Annotated in this window: 16 protein-coding genes and 1 riboswitch; of the genes, 5 read left to right on the top strand and 11 right to left on the bottom strand. The window is 52.8% G+C overall.

The annotated features are described in order from the left end of the window. The first annotated feature begins 359 nt into the window (after positions 1–359). Complete coding sequence (gene proB / locus IEV46_RS01615) at positions 360–1,508, top strand: glutamate 5-kinase (RefSeq protein ID WP_188429109.1); 1,149 nt, start codon at positions 360–362, stop codon at positions 1,506–1,508. Further along, complete coding sequence (locus IEV46_RS01610) at positions 1,508–2,752, top strand: glutamate-5-semialdehyde dehydrogenase (RefSeq protein WP_188429536.1); 1,245 nt, start codon at positions 1,508–1,510, stop codon at positions 2,750–2,752. The genes proB and IEV46_RS01610 overlap by 1 nt, the downstream gene beginning before the upstream one ends. A gap of 174 nt (positions 2,753–2,926) precedes the next feature. On the opposite strand, the gene IEV46_RS01605 is transcribed toward IEV46_RS01610, so the two are convergent. Both IEV46_RS01605 and IEV46_RS01600 read right to left on the bottom strand, forming a co-directional pair. Further along, positions 2,927–4,483: an acyl-CoA synthetase gene (locus IEV46_RS01605; protein WP_188429107.1), complete on the bottom strand. Its 1,557-nt coding sequence runs from the start codon at positions 4,481–4,483 to the stop codon at positions 2,927–2,929. 305 nt (positions 4,484–4,788) lie between these two features. Further along, positions 4,789–5,826 (bottom strand): isoaspartyl peptidase/L-asparaginase family protein, encoded by a 1,038-nt coding sequence (locus IEV46_RS01600; protein ID WP_229735811.1) that lies wholly within the window; start codon positions 5,824–5,826, stop codon positions 4,789–4,791. A gap of 275 nt (positions 5,827–6,101) precedes the next feature. On the opposite strand from IEV46_RS01600, the gene IEV46_RS01595 reads away from it, so the two are divergent. After that, complete coding sequence (locus IEV46_RS01595) at positions 6,102–7,373, top strand: Glu/Leu/Phe/Val family dehydrogenase (RefSeq protein WP_308420258.1); 1,272 nt, start codon at positions 6,102–6,104, stop codon at positions 7,371–7,373. A 254-nt stretch (positions 7,374–7,627) separates the two neighbouring features. On the opposite strand, the gene IEV46_RS01590 is transcribed toward IEV46_RS01595, so the two are convergent. The 7 genes from IEV46_RS01590 to IEV46_RS01560 form a co-directional block, all read right to left on the bottom strand. Next, on the bottom strand, positions 7,628–8,308 hold the full coding sequence (locus IEV46_RS01590) for an ECF transporter S component (RefSeq protein ID WP_188429103.1): 681 nt from the start codon (positions 8,306–8,308) through the stop codon (positions 7,628–7,630). Beyond that, entirely contained in the window at positions 8,272–9,954 is a 1,683-nt protein-coding gene (locus IEV46_RS01585; protein ID WP_188429101.1) for an ABC transporter ATP-binding protein, read from the bottom strand. The genes IEV46_RS01590 and IEV46_RS01585 overlap by 37 nt, the downstream gene beginning before the upstream one ends. Then, entirely contained in the window at positions 9,947–10,813 is an 867-nt protein-coding gene (locus IEV46_RS01580) for an energy-coupling factor transporter transmembrane component T (protein WP_188429099.1), read from the bottom strand. The genes IEV46_RS01585 and IEV46_RS01580 overlap by 8 nt, the downstream gene beginning before the upstream one ends. Further along, on the bottom strand, positions 10,814–11,536 hold the full coding sequence (locus IEV46_RS01575; RefSeq protein ID WP_188429097.1) for a DUF4430 domain-containing protein: 723 nt from the start codon (positions 11,534–11,536) through the stop codon (positions 10,814–10,816). Beyond that, complete coding sequence (locus IEV46_RS01570) at positions 11,533–13,536, bottom strand: DUF4430 domain-containing protein (protein WP_188429095.1); 2,004 nt, start codon at positions 13,534–13,536, stop codon at positions 11,533–11,535. Before IEV46_RS01570 ends, IEV46_RS01575 begins: the two co-directional genes overlap by 4 nt. Before the next feature lie 144 nt (positions 13,537–13,680). Continuing rightward, positions 13,681–13,869: riboswitch (cobalamin riboswitch) on the bottom strand. 107 nt (positions 13,870–13,976) lie between these two features. After that, positions 13,977–14,849, bottom strand: a complete 873-nt coding sequence (locus IEV46_RS01565) for a M15 family metallopeptidase (RefSeq protein ID WP_229735809.1) — start codon at positions 14,847–14,849, stop codon at positions 13,977–13,979. 372 nt (positions 14,850–15,221) lie between these two features. Continuing rightward, positions 15,222–15,359, bottom strand: coding sequence for a hypothetical protein (locus IEV46_RS01560; protein ID WP_188429093.1), 138 nt, complete (start codon positions 15,357–15,359; stop codon positions 15,222–15,224). A 491-nt stretch (positions 15,360–15,850) separates the two neighbouring features. Between IEV46_RS01560 and IEV46_RS01555 the strand changes: the two genes are divergently transcribed. Further along, a complete protein-coding gene (locus tag IEV46_RS01555; protein ID WP_188429091.1) occupies positions 15,851–16,603 on the top strand; it encodes a class I SAM-dependent methyltransferase in 753 nt (250 codons plus the stop codon). 77 nt (positions 16,604–16,680) lie between these two features. On the opposite strand, the gene IEV46_RS01550 is transcribed toward IEV46_RS01555, so the two are convergent. Then, the gene (locus IEV46_RS01550) at positions 16,681–18,141 is read right to left on the bottom strand and encodes a catalase (RefSeq protein WP_188429089.1); all 1,461 of its coding nucleotides are present in this window, start codon (positions 18,139–18,141) and stop codon (positions 16,681–16,683) included. 496 nt (positions 18,142–18,637) lie between these two features. Here IEV46_RS01550 and IEV46_RS01545 point away from each other — a divergent pair, with 496 nt between their 5' ends. After that, a complete protein-coding gene (locus tag IEV46_RS01545; RefSeq protein ID WP_188429087.1) occupies positions 18,638–19,276 on the top strand; it encodes a phosphodiester glycosidase family protein in 639 nt (212 codons plus the stop codon). Positions 19,277–19,471: 195 nt separating this feature from the next. Here IEV46_RS01545 and IEV46_RS01540 read toward each other — a convergent pair whose 3' ends face one another. Further along, positions 19,472–20,197 carry a hypothetical protein gene (locus tag IEV46_RS01540; RefSeq protein WP_188429085.1) on the bottom strand — a complete coding sequence of 242 codons (726 nt, stop codon included), beginning with the start codon at positions 20,195–20,197 and terminating at the stop codon, positions 19,472–19,474. Between the last annotated feature and the right edge of the window lie 297 nt (positions 20,198–20,494).

Genomic DNA, 20,494 nt, shown 5'->3' with positions numbered 1-20,494 from the left:
GTGATGTTTTTCTACCAATTGACAGACCAACCACTCCAGTGCATAATAATACAAACCCAACTGAATCATCCATCCTGTGAAACGCGATGACGGAGGCCAGTACGGCCGGCTGATCGCCCAGAGAGCAGAATCCGTGGCTGGGAGGTTCTGTCGGGAAGCCGGCCCGAACCCACCTCCCGATGCGGGCGGCGACAAGCCGAAACGGTCCCCGACCGTTATTTCCGGGTAGCGGCTGTGTTGTGACTACAGTCGCATGAGGTGGACATGTAACTGTCAACCAAGGTGGTACCGCGGAAGAACACACTCCCTTTCGTCCTTGAACAAAGGGAGTGTGTTCTTTTATAACAGGAGGAAAGAAGATGAACCACAAAACTGTCATCGTAAAAATCGGAACTTCATCCCTGACAGATGACTCCGGAAAACTGGATCCGGAGGCTTTGCAGACCCATGCGGAGGCCCTGACCCGGTTAAAACAGGCCGGAACCCGGGTAGTACTCGTCTCATCGGGAGCCGTTGCCGCCGGCTTTCATGAGCTGGGCTTGACTCACCGGCCCTGCTCCCTGGCGGAGAAACAGGCATCAGCCGCCATCGGACAGGGACATCTGGTCCAGCGTTACCGGGAAGCCTTTGCTACCCATGGGGAAATCTGCGCTCAAGTTCTCCTGACGAGAAGCGACTTTGATCATCGCATCCGCTTTCTGAATGCACTGCACACTCTTCAACTCCTGTTGGAACGGGACATTATTCCGGTGATCAACGAAAATGACTCCGTTGCCGGGGACGAGATTCGCTGGGGTGACAATGATATCCTGGCCGCTCTGGTGGCCGGTCTGTTGCAGGCGGATTGGCTGCTGTTTGTTACAGATACTGACGGGCTCTATACCGCCAACCCCCTGGATCACCCCCAGGCGGAGAAAATTCGTCGTATTCCTCCCTTTCACGGATCCATGCCCGCTCAAGTGGATAACAGCAAGTCCCGCTTGGGAAGCGGCGGCATGCGTTCCAAACTGATCGCTGCCCGCAAAGCATCCCGTGCCGGCATCCGGGTCTATATCGGCACCGCCGGTAAAACTCCCGGCTGGATGCTGGATGCCGTGAAAGGGAGAGGGAGCGGAACCTATATGGACGCAGAGCCCCGTCGATCCAGCCGCAAGGAACAATGGATCGCCGCCCACTCCCGCCCCCGGGGACATTTGAAGGTGGATGACGGCGCCGCCCAGGCGTTGGTGGAAAGAGGAAAAAGCCTGCTGCCCTGTGGGGTTGTAGAGGTGGGCGGCGACTTTGAAGCCGGAGAGATCGTGGAAGTGGCCGGGCCCGATGGCACACTGGGACGGGGAGTCGCCCGTTTTTCCGCCCCATTGCTCCGACGTGTCAAAGGATGGAGCACGCGGGAAATTTCCCGGCTGATCCCGAACCATCCGGAAGAAGTGATCCACCGGAACGATTGGGTTTCCTTTCGGGGTGAAGCTCCATCGACGAACCGATCACCACAGGAGGCGTCCCGATGATGAGGCAAATTCAAAAACAAGTCGCGGCGGCCCGCTCCGCCTCGAAAAGACTGGCAATTGCATCTGCGGAACAAAAGAATGAATCCCTTGATGCCATCGCCCACGCATTGCGCGATCAGAAGTCGCTGATCCTGGAACAAAACCGGAAAGATTTGGCCGACGGGAAAAAAGCCGGCCTCTCCACCGCCCTGATGGACCGGTTGAAATTGACGGAACAACGGCTGGAGGCGATGGCCGGGGGATTGGAAGAAGTCACCCGTCTGCCAGACCCCGTCGGTGAGGTTCTGGAGGTCACTGATGGGCAGAAGAATCTTCGCATCGAAAAGGTCCGGGTTCCCTTAGGGGTGGTCGGGATGATCTTTGAAGCCCGTCCCAACGTCACTGTGGATGCGGCGGGACTCGCCCTAAAATCAGGAAATTCCATCATCCTCCGCGGAAGTTCCTCCGCCCTCCGTTCCAACTCCGTACTGGTTGATGTCATCCGCCGGGCCTTGGCTGACACCTCCCTCCCCCCGGAGGCCGTTCAATTGGTGACAGACCCCGGCCGGGAAACCGTTCGGGAATTGATTACCTGCAAGGGAGGAGTCGATGTGGTCATCCCCCGAGGCGGTCCCGGTCTGATCCGGCGGGTGGTGCGGGAAGCCACGGTTCCGGTGCTGGAGACGGGAGCAGGCAACTGCCATATCTATGTGGACAGGACCGCCGATCCCGGGATGGCCCGCAACATTGTCATCAACGCAAAAACCGACCGCCCCGGTGTCTGCAATGCCGCGGAGACCCTTCTCGTCCATCAGGAATGGGCGGAGAAGCATTTGGGATCGATGTGTGAAGAGTTGACCCTGCACCAAGTGGAAATCCGGGGTTGTTCCCGGACCCGGCAACATTTCCCCCAGTCGGTTCCCGCCACGGCAACCGACTGGGAGACAGAGTATTTGGAGCAGGTGCTGGCGGTAAAAGTGGTCGACTCCCTTGAGGATGCCATGGACCATATCGATCGCTACAGCACCGGTCACTCCGAGGCCATCATCACTGAAGACGATGCCGCCGCCCGCCGTTTTCTTCAGGGCGTCGATGCTGCCGCAGTCTACCGCAACGCCTCCACCCGCTTCACCGACGGATCTCAATTCGGATTGGGTGCAGAAATCGGGATCAGCACCCAGAAGCTTCATGCCCGGGGTCCCATGGGCTTGCGGGAGCTTACTTCCCACAAGTACCGGATTCTCGGCAGCGGGCAGATCCGTTAAACATTTCAGTGGGTCGGCATGTTGGTCCGTTTTAGGCTGGAACAAGTGTAAGGGTGTTGTTCTCAACACCCTTTTTTATGGACGTTCAACTGTTACAGAACCGATCGCTTTGCCATATGAACATGGTGAATACCGATGCAGGCCACCGATCCTGTCAGCTTCCGGCATATCACATCAAAAGGAATGATCCGAAGCGCTTGAATCAACAGCCCCGGCTTCCGCCCACTCCTCCCGCAACTTCCGTTTCAGAATCTTGCCCGAAGCGTTACGAGGCAGATCCTCTGCAAAGCGCAGGATTTTAGGCACTTTAAAGGAGGCCAGATGTTGCTTGGCATATTGGATCAGTTCCGACTCCGTAGCCACCGCCCCCTCTTTCAACACCACAACCGCTGTCACCGCTTCCACCCACTTGGAATCAGGTGTGGAGATGACAGCCACCTCTTTCACCGCCGGATGGGTGTAGATCACCTCTTCCACTTCTCTGGAAGCCACCAATACACCACCGGTGTTGATCACATCCTTTTTGCGATCAACAATATAAATGTATCCTTCCTCATCAATCCGGGCCAAATCCCCGGAATGAAACCATCCCCCCGCAAAGGCCGCCTCTGTCTCCTCCGGCTGCTCCCAATACCCCTGGCAGAGTTGCGGAGAGCGGTAGAGGATCTCCCCCATCTGCCCTGGTTTCACATCCTCCATCTCTTCATCCACCACCCGCAACTCCACAAACAGCACCGGTTTGCCCGCCGAATCGGGACGTTGTTCGTGTTCCTCCGGTCGCAAAACAGTGGCGAGAGGAGCGATTTCCGATTGACCGAAGCAGTTGTACAGGCTCAGCCCCTTCACCACTTCCTGCAGTTTTTTTACCACCGGCACCGGCATGATCGATGCACCGTAATACGCTTTCTGCAACGATTTCACCTGAAAATCGCGATGATTCAACAGCGTGATCCAAAAGGTGGGAGGAGCAAAAAAACTGTTGATCTCCTCATGTCCCAGAATCTGCAACACCTTCTCCGGGTCCGGCCCTTCCAACAGACGGTTGGTTGCACCCAGCATCAGATACGGCATCAAAAAGACGTGCATTTGGGCCGAGTGGTACAGGGGGAGCGCATGCAGCGGGCTGTCGTCGGGACGGAAATCCAAGGCCTGGACAGAGCTGATATATTCATAGATGAATGCCCGATGGGTCATCATCGCTCCCTTGGGGGCCGAGGTGGTTCCGGAAGTGTACAACAACTGGACCAGATCGTCCTCCTCCACCTCCACCTCCGGCGGCTCGCCGGAGCCTGTCCCGGCCAGATGAAACACATCCAGCTTCTCCCCCTCCCTCAGCGTCCCCCGGATTTCCACCTGTAGCCGCTCCTCTACCGCCACCACTTGTTGAGCCAATTCCGGATCAATGAACAAGGCTTTGCTGCCGGATTGGTTTACCAGGTAGATCAGCTCATCCCCGGTCAAGGCATAATTGATGGGAACATGTACCAACCCCGCCTTAGCCGCCGCCAGCCAGAGTAACACATAAGCATCGGAATTGCGCCCATAGGCCGCTACCCGATCCCCTTTCCGCAACCCTAACTCCAACAATTGCCGCGCCAATCGGTTGCTCATCTCTTCCAACTGCCGATACGTCCAACGGCGTTCTTCGAATATGAGGGCCTCTTTGTCAGGCATCCGTCCGGCACTGCGACGAAGCAAATCTCCAATGGTATTGCGCCACGCAGTTTTCACCCCATCACTTCCTTCCCCTTGAGCCAAAATAGACGATCGACCCAAATAATAATGAATATTCAATCATATGGCAACCCTTTTCACTGACTGGACTAAAAATCAGGGCTCGGAGTGATCGGCTACACGGGGATCACTTCAAACCCTCAAGCTCTTCCCCAACCTCAAATAACCTTCTCCGCTCCGGTCTTTTTCATATTGGAGCATGTACGTTGCACTGAAAGATCGATGTATTTAACCTTTTTGGATTTGTGAAATATATATCCAAAAAAGAGGAGCTGCCGGCTCCTCTTTTTTACTGTCTGTTCCTATTTTTCGTCTTGGGGAGAAAGGACGATCTTATATTTCCCATCCTTTGTAACTGTTCCGTAAAAAAGGGTTTCTGTGGAGTAGGGAGCGGCAAAGTTCCCCTTTTTATCCAGAGCGATCACAGCCCCCGTGCCACCCAAGGACATCAATTTTTCTTTCACCACCTTGTCAGCAGCCTGTTGTACGGAAAGTTTCCGATATTGAACCAATGCGGCAATGTCGGCGGCCGCCGTTCCCCGGATGAACACTTCCCCCGTCCCGGTGGCGGAAACAGCCACGCTCTGATTATTGGCATAAGTTCCGGCGCCGATGATCGGAGAATCTCCCACCCGGCCGACTGCTTTGTTGGTCAACCCCCCAGTAGACGTGGCCGCGGCCAGGTTGCCCTTCCGATCGAGAGCAACCGCCCCGACAGTTCCGTGTCCGCCGGCCCCTGCCCCTCTCTTTTTGGCGGCCAGCAAGGACTCCCACCGTTTTTCAGTGAAATAATAATCCTGTGTCACCATTTGGGCTCCGTGTTTCTCCCCGAATTGATCCGCCGCATCTCCTGCCAGCATCACATGGGGAGACTTCTCCATGATGATCCGGGCCAGGGTGATCGGATTTTTCGCATGCCGGGAACCGGCCACAGCACCGGCACTCAGATCTTTTCCGTCCATGATCGAAGCATCCAATTCGTGAGCGGCATCCGTATTGAAAACCGCCCCTTTGCCCGCATTGAACAACGGAGAATCCTCCAGCACATTTACTGCCCTCTCCACTGCCCGGACACCGGAGCCCCCGGAATCGATCACTTTTTTTCCTGCTTTCAGAGCGGACAGCATCGTGTTCCGATACTCTTCTTCCTGATCCGGGGGAACCCTGCCACCGCCGGCGCCTCCATGAATCGCAAAGACCACCTGGGACTTCCCTTTTCCATTGGAAGCGACGGCGTCTTCCCGTCCATTGCCCGCCCCTGCCAAAATAAAGGAAAAAACCAGCACCCCGACGATCATCCAACGCCCACGCCAACCTTTCCAAACTTGACGCAACACCATCCCTCCTCGTTCCCGATACTCTAATTATTCGGTGAAGAAGATCGGTCCACCTCCAAAAAACTCCAACCTATAACACCTGATCAAAAGCCAATGAACTTCCCCCTTGACACAAAAGATTACCGCCTACTAATCTCATATGGACATTGATTCGTTCTATAAACAGCATTGCTTCGATCAATCGAAAGCTGTAAAATACAAATTAATTATAAAATGCGAACAACGGCAGATAGAGATTTAAAAACCTGGATATAAAGAGGGTGAAGTTGATGTCAGAAATGAATCTCATTTCAAATGAACAAGAAAATCTGAACCCATATGAAATCGTGCAGACACAAATTGATCATGCCGGAGAATTACTGGGGGTATCCAAGGATGTGCTGGACATCCTCAAAAAACCGAAGCGTGTGCTTTATGTCTCCTTCCCGGTCAAAATGGATGATGGTTCCACCCGCGTCTTTGAAGGCTACCGCTCACAACATAACGATGCCATCGGGCCCACCAAAGGGGGGATCCGCTTCCATCCGGAGGTTACCATGGATGAGGTGAAAGCTTTGTCCATGTGGATGAGCTTTAAGTGCTGTGTCGTCAATGTCCCCTATGGTGGAGGAAAAGGGGGGGTGATCTGTGACCCCCATGAGTTCAGTGAAGGCGAGATTGAGCGTATCAGCCGCGGATTCATGGAAGCGATCGCTGACATTGTGGGCCCTGAAAGGGATATTCCGGCTCCTGATGTATATACCACCCCCCAAATCATGGGCTGGATGATGGATACCTTCAGTCGGATGAAAGGACAATTCAGCCCGGGGGTCATCACCGGAAAACCCCTGATTCTCGGCGGATCCAAAGGACGGAACGAAGCCACGGCGAGAGGCTGTGTCTTTGCCATCGAAGAGGCGATGAAAACGTTGAACAAACCCATGGAAGGAGCAACTGTCGCCATTCAGGGGTTCGGTAATGCAGGCCGGATCCTGGCCGATCTGTTGGCGGCACAAGGTTGTAAAATTGTGGCTGTCAGTGATTCCACCTGTGCCATTTACCAACCCGAAGGGTTAAACCTCCGGCAAGTGGAGCACCTCAAAGATGAGGAAACCGCCTCGATCCAGGATGACCCCGATTCCCACGTCCTGGATCGTCCAGAAGACTTACTGGGACTGGAAGTGGATATTTTGGTTCCGGCGGCACTGGAAAATGTGATCACCCTGAAAAATGCAAACAACATCAAAGCCAACATCGTTGCAGAAGCGGCAAACGGTCCAACCACGCCCCAAGCCGACGAAATCTTGTTTAAAAAAGGAATTCTCGTCCTGCCTGATATTTTGGCCAATGCCGGCGGGGTGATTGTCTCTTATTTTGAATGGGTGCAAAACCTGATGAATTACTACTGGTCTGAAGAAGAAGTAAACGGCAAACTTCGGGAGCAGATGGTTCGATCCTACCATGAGGTCCACACTCTAGCCAAACAGCACCAAACCGATCTTCGCACCGCGGCTTACATGATTTCCATCCAACGGATCACTGCAGCCATGGAAGCCAGAGGGTGGGTCTGAATTCAATCCAATAGATTTTTCACCCATCCCCTAAAGCGTTATGAAAAATCCGGTTCACAGGGAGGGTTGGGTTTCACATGGAGTGATTTTGGCAGTTAAGAACAACGGAAAGGTCATGTGAAACCCAACCCCGGCCACCCAGCCAGACTAATTCACAACGCTCCTAACCAGGGGTTTGGATCTGACGGATTCACTTCAAGCAGAAACACCGGGCGGGAGTCACCTGCCCGGTGTTTCTGCTTGAAACGGTACCATCACCTTTCCAACAACCCGTATTTCACCTTGAAGCGTTGCAGGATCCGAATCCAAGTGGATGAGAACAGAGCCAGAAAAAAGAGATTGGAGAGCCCGTGGGCGAGATCAAAATAGAGACTGGCCACATAAACAGCAGCAAAAGTGGACAGACTCCAATTCTCCATCCCCGCGACCACCCACAGGTTCATGATCCAACCGAAAAGAAAACCCCAGATGAAACCGAAGAGAAGCCGGAGAGATTTCCAGCGCATCACGGGAGTGTTTTGCAGCGCTCCCGCTGTCAAGCCCACCAATCCCCAACTTAGCATCTGCCACGGGGTCCAAGGACCCTGTCCCAGAAAAATGTTGGAGACCAAAGCCGCTCCCGCACCGACGACAAATCCGCTTTCTGCACCAAAAACCACAGCCGTGACGATAATCACAAAGGTGGTGGGTTGAACGCTGGGCAGTCCGGCGAAGGGAACCCGGCAGACAGCGGCAATCGCCGTCAACAAGGCCAAAAGCACCAGTTCCCTGCTGTCCAAGGAACGCCACTCAAAGCGGAGTACAAAAGGGACGATCATCAGTGCGGCAAAGAACAGGCTGACCAGAAGAGGATGCTTTCGGACCGGTTCCAGCCAAGCCAGGACACCGATCAGCAAGATCAAGACAATACCGAGCGCCCAGACTGCCCTTGCCACAGACGAACCGCCTCCTCCACCGTCACCGCCTCCGGCACCCCGGTATCCCGGGTCATCCGATAAACGGCAGTCGTGTAAAAATCGTTTTCCCGGAAAAATGAGCCGACTGTCCCTGAAGCGAGGATCTCCCCGTCAAACAACAGCGAACAACGGGTGGCAGTCACGGCAGCAAACTCCACATCATGTGTAGTCAACACCACGGTTTTCCCCTGTTCTGCAAAGGATTTCAACAGTCGGGAGAAAAGACTTTTGCATTCGGGATCCACCCCTTTGGTCGGCTCATCCAGCAACAGGAGTTCCAGGTCCCGCAGGAGGAGACAAGCCAACGCCACTTTTTGCATTTCCCCGCCGCTGAGATCGTGAGGATGCCGGGAAAGAAAGGGGGTTAAGGAAAAGCCGGAGATCACTTCCCGACAACGCTCCCTCCTTTCCTCTCCAGCTTGCCGGGAGGCAGCTTGAAGTTCAGCTTCCACGGTTTCATGGAGGAAATACGACTCCGGATTCTGCGGAAGGTATCCAATGCGACGGATCCGCTCCCGTGAGACCCGCCGGGTCCATTTCCTCCCCCGATACCGGATCGATCCGGTATTCGGAGGCAACAGTCCGGCCATCACCTTTAACAGCGTGGATTTACCGGAGCCATTGCCGCCGAAGATCGCCACACATTCCCCGGTAAAAATATCGAAAGTGGTTTGTTTCAGCACTGTTTCCTCCGCATACCGGAAGTCAACCCGTCGAAGGGACAACAGCGGTTGCCTGGGAGAAAAGGAAGAAGCCCGTCTTGGGGGATCAGAGAAAGACAGGAACGGTAGATTTTCTCTCTCTTGCAGCCACTTCCTTCCCTCTTTCACCGTTAATGGCAGAGCACCTCCTTCAGAGCCCCCTGTCTGCAAAATCAGGGATGGTATCGCGGGGATCAGATCCCGATGACCCGGCCCGGATTCCTTCATCCAGCGGACCCCTTCCCGGGGAAGTCCGTTGAAACAGAGCTTCCCCTGATTCATCACCAGCACCCGATCTGCCAGGGGATAAGCTTCTTCCAGTCGATGTTCGGTGAAAATCACCGTCATCCCGGTCTCTTCGTTCAACCGTTTCACCGTGTGCAAAAAACGAACCGCAGCGACAGGATCCAAGTGACCTGTCGGCTCATCCAACAATAACAGCCGGGGGCGCAAGGCCAAAACCGAGGCCAGATTGAGCAACTGTTTTTGTCCGCCGGACAAGGATTCGGTGGGCCGGGACAACACCTTTTCCAATCCCAGATAAGCGGTGGTCTCTGCCGCCCGACGGCGCATCAACTCTGAGGAGAATCCCAGGTTTTCCATACCGAAGACCAGTTCTTGCAGAGTGTTTTCCATCACGATCTGATGCCCGGGATGTTGAAACACCATGCCGATCTCGCCTGCCGCCCGGTGCGCCGGAAGATCCTGCAACGGAATCCCTCCATATAGGATTTCTCCCGTCATTTGACCAGCAGGGCGCAACTCCCTTTTGATCATTCGGAGCAGAGTGGTCTTTCCACACCCCGATGGCCCGCAGAGGAGGACAAATTCACCCGGTGCAATGGAAAAAGAAATATTTTGTAAAGCCGGAGAGCTTGTCCCCGGATAATTGAAACCGACTTGGACACATTTCAGATCATTCATGGATCATCCCCCCCAATTCCACCAAAACAGGAAAGCCCAAAAAAGAGAGATACCCTCCCAGGAGAGCCCATCCCTCATCGGTCAGTCCGAGGGACCCCATTTCAGGATAAATGGTCAAAACACCCAATCCCTGGGTCCAACCATAAAAACAAGCACCCCCAGAGATCAGCAGAAAAAGAAGGGCACCCCCATCTTGGGGACGCCACCGGTAAGGGGAGTAAGAGGAGCGTCTCCCTGTCCCGTACCCGCGGGCTTTCATCGAGTCCGCCCTCTGCAACCCCTCTTCCAATGACCACGTCAGCAACACTTCCAACCTCTTCATCGATCGGCGCAATCGTTCCTGAAGGGATAGTTTCGGGATTTCATCCTCCCGGGACCGATGCACCATCTCGATCTCCCCCAACCTCTCCCGCAACAGGGGGACCAACCGGAGTGCCAACACTATCAACAACGCCCACTGGGGCAACAGACGGGAAAAGAGATAGAGAAACTTGTTAGTGGGAATCACCTGCTGATAGGAAATGAAAGTCGCCATGACACAAAGAATGATCCCCGACATCATGCCCCCGTATAACACTGCCTCCCATGTCACCCGATGGGAAGTCCCTTCCCATAGTACGTGCGTTCCCCGTTCGGAGGTAAGAGGATTGACCACCAAGATCACCCCGGCAGTCATCCCCATCGCACCTTTCCACCGAAACAGTTCCTTTCCCCCGTCATACAGCAGATTTACAGCTAGAAGGAGAATGCAGGCGGACAGGATAAACAGAGGATGGAACATCAGCAACAACAACAGCAGGACTCCAGTGTAGTAAATGAAAGTCACCACCGGGTGAAGATCGCGAAATCCCCGGCTCATTTAAAAAGACGCTCCAATATCCCGTCCCAGATTCCGGGTATACAGCCATTCAATCCGCTCCCCGTTCCGCACCACGTACACCCCCGCACTGTAGTTGGGAAACACCCCGTTGACCCGGTACATCCATCCGCTCTCCGGCCCTCCGTCAAACTCGTAGAGATTGTTAATCCCCTCCACATACAGGGTCTTTCCGGATCCCCGGGCCTCCATCTGAATCCCATGTTGACGGGTCACCCGAAGCAAGACATCATAAACGGTGTCTCCCTGTTGGATTTCCACCCGGGTGGCGGGCAGAATCCGAACTCCCCGATCCCCGGTGATGGAAATGGTTGCCGTCGATTGGGGGACGGAACCTTTGGGAGCCGAAGGGGAAGATCCTTCTGATCTGCCGGAAGGGCGAGAGGAGTCTTTCTGTTCACCGCCTCCGTCACCATTGGTGACACGAGCCGTTTCTAATGTTGTCTCTCCCGGAGAGATGGCTCTGTTCTCCTCTTCCCTGTGTTTCTCTTTCGATCCAGAAGAAGGGCCCGCATCCGAAGGTGTCCCCTCAGCCTTCTTGGTGTTTGGATCCCGTTGTGCCAAGTCCGCTTCGGTCCCTCCACGGGAAGAGATATCAGCCGGGACGGTATCCGGGGTCCGGACAGCACTGTAAGCTTCCCAACCTCCGGCACCGGTCAGCAAAAGGCCGACGGCGATGAGAAAAAAGGAAAGCTTTTTCCTCACTGCCAACTCCTCCTTCGCTCATACAGGTAAAATCCGCCTCCGACAAAAGCGCACAATACCCCGAGGAGAATCATGACATATCCCCGATGAGGATGAGAAGCAGATTTGGGAGAGTCCGGAACACCCTGAACCGGGGTCGAAGAAGCGAGATTCTGCTGAGTGATTGGTTCCTCCTCGGGATCTTCCTTCGTCAGATTTTCTGTCGGCTTCCCGGTGGTAACGGACCCGATCCCAGTCCCCTCCAGAATGGATGGAAATGCGGAGGAACCTGAGTGAAAAACGGGAGCCTGCAGAAATACGGTCGATTCCGGTGGACCTCCGCCGATTCCGGGAATCGGAGGCTTTGGAAGCGCCCGGTGCAACTTGGGATTCCCATCTTCGAAGCCGGGCTGTGGTTCCGTTTTTTCACCCTTGGGTGGCAACGGATCCGGAGTGGGCTTCGGATCCGGCTTTTCCTCTTCACCCGGCGGAGTATGGATGTCACCCAGATCATAAATCCCGGGCTTTCCCGCCAGGTAATTGCGATAGGAAGTCAAGGCGAGCAACGCTTGTTCACTGGCCATATCGTTGGAATCTTCATCTCCCGCATGGGCAAATCCTCCATCCTTCTGTTGATAGGACAGCAGATTTTCCAGCACATTTCCACCTGATTTAGTAAAAGCCTCCGCTTTGGGATTCATCCCGTTAGCTGTCAAGGCGATAATCACCTGGGAAGCACTTTCGCTGGTTTCCACTCCCCAAGAGAGAAATCCCCCATTCTCCGTCTGCTGAGAAGATAACCACCGAAATCCTTTTTGCTTGGCCTGATCCACCGCTGCCCCATCATAGGGGGCCAACGCTGCAAGTGCCATGGCAGTGATGTCTACATCTCCCCGGGACCCGGCCACCAACGCCCAACTGCCGTCACTGTTCTGATTTTCCAACAGCCAGTTCAGGAGTTTTTCCCGGGTCCACAAAGCATCGTCGGGTACGGGATAACGGGCAGAATCCAATGCGATCAAGGCAAAGATCACACCGTTGCTCCCTTGCAGGGTCATCCGTTCATTGTTGTAGATCTTTTCGATCAGATTGTATCCGGCTATACTTCGGGGATCACCTCCGCCGGCACCAATCCCGAGAACCATCCGTTCAACATCAGTCACTTTGCGGAATTCCCCGTCATTCTCCTCAAGATAACGGATGGTATCTTCCAAATAATTCGCCGGGACCTTTCCCGTGGCCTGAAACAATCCAAGTGCCTGCCAGTCGGAACCGGATCCCTTCGTCGAGATCCAACGGACCACATCCGCCACCGCCCGGGAAAGATCCCTCTCCTGCAGGGAGGATGCCTTCGCTTTGTCGGAAGAGGCCGCCTTTACGTCCCGGGCGGGCCCGGGTTTCTCCTCGAGATGGTCAGTTCCCGGAACACGTTGTCTTGTTTCCGCTGCCCTATTCTCAGCCTTTTTGTCCCCCGGGGTCAAAGGGGAAAGATCTGTCCCCGGCGTTTGAGACTCAGGTGCTTCCCGCAGTCGGTTGTTTCCCTCCCCGCCGGTACGGGAAAGGGGAAATCCCACATCCCCTCCGCCATCGGTGGTGTAGACCCATTCCACCACATCCCCCTTTGTCAGCGGATGAACACCGGCACTGTGAGGGGGAAACTCTTCGTTCACCCGGTACATCCAGCCGCTCAGAGGACCCCGATCGAACTCGGCCAGACCGCCGATGGCGCGGACATAGAGAGTGCTCCCGGAACCGGTGTAGATCACCTGATCTGGGCCCAGGGTTTTCAGCAAGACACTGAAAGCCGTTTCACCCGCTTCGATCTCCACCGGCGTCGCAGGGTACATTTCCCGGCCACCGTCTCCGGTGACCGACAGCTGAACTGTATCCGCCACCTGCTCCCCGACTTCCGTTTCCTCCAGGGGTGCAGGAGGAGCCTCTCCGAGGACCACGCCGGGAGATGCTGTCAGAAAGAGGATCAGAGCGAAGACAGTGGATAACCACTTTTTATGGAGGTGCATTCCTTTCATCCTTCCTTTGATATTTGTGCACAAAAAAACACCCCGTTCCCTGCGGAGTGCCCTGTTCACGTCAAATCCCACCGATGGCGTACCTCTACAGGCACACGTCGGCTTCAGTCAACACCTCCTATCCGCGTAGGAATTCCCGTGTCGAAGGTACAAGCAGGTCTCCTGGCTCATGTTCATCACCTCCCGCGCCTTCCCGTCCTTCGACAGTGGCGTATTGCAGGAGGCTCCCATTCACAGTGGCGGGACCGCGCCGGATTTGCACCGGTCTTCCCTTTTCAGCCAATCGGATCCTTACCGATCGGCACCTGTACCCCTCGAATATGCAATTGGTTGAAATCCACAAGATTGTAGAATCCTTCTCAATTATAGCATGATTTGCGCAAACTCCAACCCAAAAAAAGAGCCGGCACCCCGGCTCTCTGTCAACCCCGTCACTTTTTTCCGGAATCCACTTCGGGGGCCGGACCCTCATAGTACTCTTCCAAGGTCAGATTCTTTCTCTTGAGTTCGCTGGCCATCTTCTTCCCCACATAGCGCAAATGCCAAGGTTCATACGTATATCCCGTGATCTCTTCCTTTCCCTTGGGATATCGGATAATAAAGCCGTATTGATGGGCGTGTTCCGCCACCCACCGACCCTCCCGGGTCTGCGCAAAGGATTGGTTCAACTTAAAACCGACAGCCCTGCAAGTGACATCCATGGCCAACCCCGTCTGGTGTTCACTTGTGCCGGGACGGGCACTCACCTGGTTGGCTGCTCCCCCCGCTCTGTTCCCCTTAAAAGCATAAAGCTCTTGCTGTCGTTCATAAGAACGGTAACCGGATTGAGCATATAACATCATCCCCTGCTTCTCGGCTTCCGCAAACAGTTGTTCCAGTGCTTCCCCTGCTTCCCGACGCAACTGTTTTTTAGGCAGGTTTTCACTAAAGGGAAAGGGAACATCCGGAAACACCAAATCCGGCGGAACATAGCCGTCAGGTAAGGGATGGGATTGGTTCACCAAAACGGTGTGACTGGTCGGATCGGTATCCACTTCGATTTGCTCCGGTTCATCGGTATGAGACTCTTTTTTTGTTACATCCTTTTGATCTTGTTTGGTGAGAGAGATTTCCGTGTTTTTTCTTTCCTTTTCCTCTTCCGTATGAGATGAATCTGCTGCCTCATGCACACCGGATAACGGAAGTAACGACATCCCGGTGACAACTGTGAAGATCAGCGCAAGCCGGATGGACAGCCTCTTTTTCCGCCATTCCTGCCTCTGCCTTTCCGCCCGCGATCGGAGAGGTGACCCATGATCATCCAAAGTTGGTTCCCCCGTCATTCCCTGTTCGGGAAATCTATCAGTTACTCCAACTATATTGAAAATCAAAGGTTTTGTAAAGATTGGCAGGGAAAGAGTCATGTACTGCCATAGCGAGACCGGGAGCGAAACGAACCAGGCGCGACTTGTATCCTATGAGCGCAACGGTCGCGTGGTAGAACACGAACTCCCCATCCAAAATATAGTTAATCAACACACCTGGTCTGACCGCTTCAAAAGGGAGCTCGCCCCCTGTAAGATTTAATGACCCGAGGCCAGCAATCAAGATGTAACGGGGGCGATGACCGTCATCGCGTGAAACAGCCATAGGAAGATCCGTGGAAAGAGCGGGATATCCGTTGCTTTTTCGGGCAATCAGGAAAAAAGATTTCCCACCATATTCCCTGTTTCTTCATCACACCTCACCCCGTCCCGTCTCTTAATCACACCCGCCCCCATCACCACCTCCGCCACCGCTGTCCCTGCAACCGTCGCTTCCGGAACTGCTGTCACCTGACCAAAAACCGGAGCCTGCCCCCGAAACGGTGTAGCGGCTGCTTTGATTTCTCGTACTTTTGCCTCGCAAGATCCCTGAAAAGCTCACGATCAGGATAATAATGATGACAATCCCCACAATGAGCCATACCATCGTTCTCATCCTCTCCAAAATGATTTTTCAAAGTTTTATTTTCGATCAAGCCAACCAGATTCCTGCATCTCTCAACCACGTTTACTTTTTCCGAATTGTATGATTAACTGTAATCACACTACCAGTGTAGCAGAGTACCACAGGGGGTGACTTTACCCCCTGTGGTTCTTCTTTCCTGAAAAAGAGCCCCTTCAAACCTCTCTTTCGACCCGGCCTCCTTGATCAGGTGTATAGGACCGCATTTGGATCCACTTCCCTCCGGCTGGATATATCCCGCATTTGTTGAAAAGATGATAGCCGCGGGGGATCCAACGGCGTCAAGACCGCTCATCAGTTGCCTGAGGAGGTCGGAAGGATGGAGGAATATACAAAATCGTCCCTGTGGGAAGAGGAAGATTCCCGGCTGTTCCTGAAATACGGACATATCTTTGTGCCGGAGAGGGAGAGACTGGCACGTGCATTCATCGACTTGATCCCGGCTGATCAAGACGAAGCTTTCCGGGTGGTGGAACTGGGGGTGGGAGGAGGTTGGCTGTCCGAGGCGATTTTGGATCATTTCCCCCGGGCGGAAGTGATCGCCCTCGATGGTTCCCCTTCTATGATCGAAGCCACCCGGGGTCGACTGGCACGTTTTTCTGACCGGCTTCGCTTTCAACGATTCGATTTGTTGGATGAACATTGGCCCGATTCTCTCGATGAGGTCCGCTGTTTCGTCAGCAGTCTGGCCATCCACCATCTCGATGGAAAGGGGAAGGCCCGTCTCTTCCGAAAATTGTACGGTTGTCTGCAACCGGGAGGAGCTCTCCTGATTGCGGATATCATGAAAGAAGCGGGAGATCGGGGACGACAATATATGGCAAGGGCCTGGGAAGAGGAAACTGCCCGGCGTTCTCTCGATTTCCTGGGTGATTTGGAAGGGTTGGAAATCTTTCGCCGGGAACGCTGGAACCTGTTTCTACATCCTGATGAAGAAGTGGATCACCCATCCACCCTTTTTGAACAATTGGGTTGGATGCATGAAGCGGGATATCGAGGAGTGGACGCCTTTTGGGTGAAGGCGGGACACGCCCTGTTCGGAGGTTATAAGGAAATCACTTCGTCTCAGTAACTGAAAAGGAGCATGCAAAAAAGCCGGTTGAATCCGTGCCAGGATTCAACCGGCTTTCGTATTCCTCCGGCATGGATTCACTTAACACCCGCCGGAACAGACAAGCCCAGCTGTTCAGCGACTCTCTCTCCCCATTCCGGGTCAGCCTTGTAGAAATGACCGATTTGGCGGAGTTTGATCTCATCACTTTTGACCGGCCTCATATGATCCGCGAAATTTTTCACCAAACGCCCTCTCTCGTCTTCGCTCATCAGACGATAGAGATCTCCGGGTTGCGTATAGTGATCGTCGCTGTCATAAGCGACACTGTCCGCCTCACCGTAAACTTCAAATGGTGTGATTTTTTTCGTGGGATCCTCGATGGGGCCGTTTAAACTGTTGGGCTCATAGTTGGGCTCGCCGCCACCGTTGCCGTTCACCGTCATGTATCCATCACGCTGCATATTGTGAACATCGGCTTTTGGGCGGTTGACCGGTATTTGTTGATGGTTTACACCCAAACGGTAGCGGTGGGTGTCACCATAGCTGAAGATCCGGCCTTGCAGCATTTTATCCGGCGATGCTTCGATTCCGGGAACTAGATTGCCCGGTGTAAAGGCGGATTGTTCCACTTCGGCAAAGTGGTTCTCCGGGTTGCGGTTCAGGACCATTTTGCCCACTTCGATCCGCGGATAATCTTTTTTGGATACCGTCTTGGTCACATCAAACAGATCCCACTTGTAGGTTTTATAATCTTCGTAAGGGATGATCTGAACGTACAACGTCCAGGAGGGATAATTGCCTTCTTCAATCGCATTGAAGAGGTCTTCCCTGTGGTAATCCGGCTGTTCACCCGCCAGTTTTGCGGCCAGATCCACGTCAAGCCCTTTCACCCCTTGGTCGCTGAGGAAGTGATACTTGACCCAGAATTGCTCACCTTGATCATTGACCCACTTAAAGGTGTGGCTGCCGTAACCGTTCATGTGACGGTATGTGGCGGGAATGCCGCGATCCCCATGCATATAGGTGATCTGGTGCAGTGATTCCGGTGACAAGGACCAGAAATCCCAAACCATATTCGGGTCTTTTAAGCCGGTCTTCGGGTGACGTTTCTGGGTATGGATGAAATCGGGGAACTTGATCGCATCACGGATGAAAAAGATGGGGGTATTGTTACCGACCAGATCATAGTTTCCTTCATCGGTATAAAACTTCAACGCAAATCCCCGCGGGTCCCGAACCGTATCGGCTGAACCCAATTCACCGGCAACGGTTGAAAAACGCGCGAACATCTCTGTTCGTTTCCCTTTTTCACTCAGAAAATCAGCTTTTGTGTATTTGGAAATTTCATCGTTGGTAACTTCAAAATATCCATAAGCCCCAGTACCCTTTGCGTGAACGACACGTTCCGGAATGCGCTCTCTGTTGAAGTGGGCCAACTTTTCGAGCAAGTGGAAATCTTGGATCAATACAGGACCCCGTTTACCGGCGGTGATTGAATTTTGATTGTCTCCCACAGGAATCCCCGCACCGGTGGTCAGTGTTTTTCTGTTACCCAATGACAATCCCCTCTCTTCTCATCGTTGGATTCTATGCTTATTATAATACAACCAATATGAAAATCAATACTAAATTATAATCGTTTTAATCTGATTAGTTTTAAAGAGCACATCTCATCCGAGCAGTGGCGAGGTCAAAGCTGTAGAAGAGAGATCTCAAAACATATCATTCTCAATATATTCAGCTCTTCGTGGCATATGTGACGACTCCCCCCTAAAAATGTTGCGAAAAATTGGGTTTCACATAAAAATACGGATTGTGAAACCAATCCTTACGGATGATTCCTAAAAATCATTTTTCTAAAAGCTACTCGGATCCAACCACTTTCTCGGCATTCATACGATTATTTAAAAAGATCACCTAGTACTGCCTTGAGCCTTACTTAAAGAGTGTCAATCGATGTCGAACATAATCTGTATTGTGGGTGTGGAGCGAGCTCCAAATGCAGAATCACCGTCTGTTTTCAATTGACTTGGGACAATATTGGACATTTTCTTGAATAAATTCACTCCCGACTTCGGCAAGGTAACCGAACCCGGGGCCGGGGTGGAAGTCGTATTGGATGAGAAAGGGCGGGTGATCGATACCCATCATTCCCGGGGAAATCCCATTCCGGAAAAAGGATCAGTGCTGTCTGCGACAGGGGATGCAGCAGACTGGCTGCGAATCCGTGCCAGACCCGGAACCCGAATGAAAGTGAAAACAAAAGTTTTCTCCGATGGGAGGTACCTGCCTTTGCAATCGCAGGTGGGAATCATAAACGGCGGTCCCCGGCTGCTTCAGGGGGGAAACACCCACATCACTGCCTTCGCTGAAGGGTTTCATTGGGAGGAAAACCCCGAATTTTATTATCGATTCGGGATTTACCGCAACCCCCGAACGCTGGCGGGTACAACATCGGAAGGAGATATTCTGTTGGTCACAGTGGACGGAAGACAACCGGGCTTCAGTGTCGGCCTCAATTTTAAGGAAAGTGCGGAGCTTATGAAAGCCTTGGGAGCTACGGATGCCGTCAACTTGGACGGCGGTGGTTCCACCACGATGACAGTTCACCAACAAATGGTCAACCAACCTTCAGACGCCACCGGAGAACGTCCCATCGGTGATGCGATTCTGGTCTTTCCCGGGAAGTGAATTACCTTTTCACAGGGCAGTAACATTTTGAAAAAAAGAAAACACACCCTGCCGTAATTCGGCAGGATGTACTGTGTACAAGAAGCTTGGGGATATGGACGTTTGATGATATGCGGGATCCTGCATCCCACAGCCCGGACAAATACCTAAAGAATCCAATTTTAATCCTTTTTTAGATTACTCTCCGATTCGCAATTACGCTTTATTTACCGCCGAGCAATAAGCATGAGTAAGGCCATACGTGTTGGCAACCAGGGTAATCCGATGGTTGGCATATGTATACCATTCATATGCTTCAAGTAATTTCTGAACCTCTGTATTTCTTACCTCTTTACCGTCTGTATACATGACGATCGGGATCTGAACAGATCGATTTGAATGACGCCTTAGTTGATCCAAGAGATATATCAGATCTTGATCCTTTTGCTTTTCCGACTCATGATCATATTCATACACAACAATATCAACTTCTCCTTTTGCTAGAAGATAAGGGAGACGATTAAAAGGAGGAAAGTCATAGGTAACATTTTGTTGATTCAAGGGTGAAGACGAAATAATGTCTTTCAATTTTCCACGATCCAAGGCAAGGATTTTAGAATTGCGGAGCCAAGATTCCCTGTTTACAACCCCCTCCAATTCTCTGATCCGGATCTTCAGCTTTTCGGTTTCACGATTCAGTTCCTCTTCCACCCGTTGATCCAACTGTGCTTTGACGCTGTTTTTGATCTCTTTTTTGGAACTCATATGAAAGAAAGTGATGACTGCAGTGATCATTACTGATACAATCCCTATGATGCCGAAAAACCAATTTAAAAACCGATCCCATTCTCCCTCAACAAATTCACGATAGGCCTTGGTTTCTTCTTTAAGGTAATCATAACTGTCATCCTTGGCACTCAATTGCTTCATCTCTTCTTCCAACTGTTCCACTTTCTCAGACAGGTCTTGATCCGATTTTTCTGCTGCATATACGCCGGGTAGAAAGGTCAAAAACGAAATGAGAAAAAGAGCTGTGACGACTCCCCAAAAAGATGATCTTTTAACCATGTCCGCTGTTTCCTCCTTTGGCAACCTTGTTTTTGTTGAGGGATACCTTCTTTGGTTTGAGTGACAATCCTCTGACTTTCCCCGCCTGTACCAGACATCAGCTGTTCAACCCCTTGAAACTTCGTAGCTCCTTTACAACAGCCTCCTCCACCATCGATTGAGTTTAAATGG

It is taken from the genome of Kroppenstedtia guangzhouensis, from assembly GCF_014637345.1.
Taxonomy (GTDB): domain Bacteria; phylum Bacillota; class Bacilli; order Thermoactinomycetales; family DSM-45169; genus Kroppenstedtia; species Kroppenstedtia guangzhouensis.
This window is presented reverse-complemented; position numbering and strand designations above follow the sequence as displayed.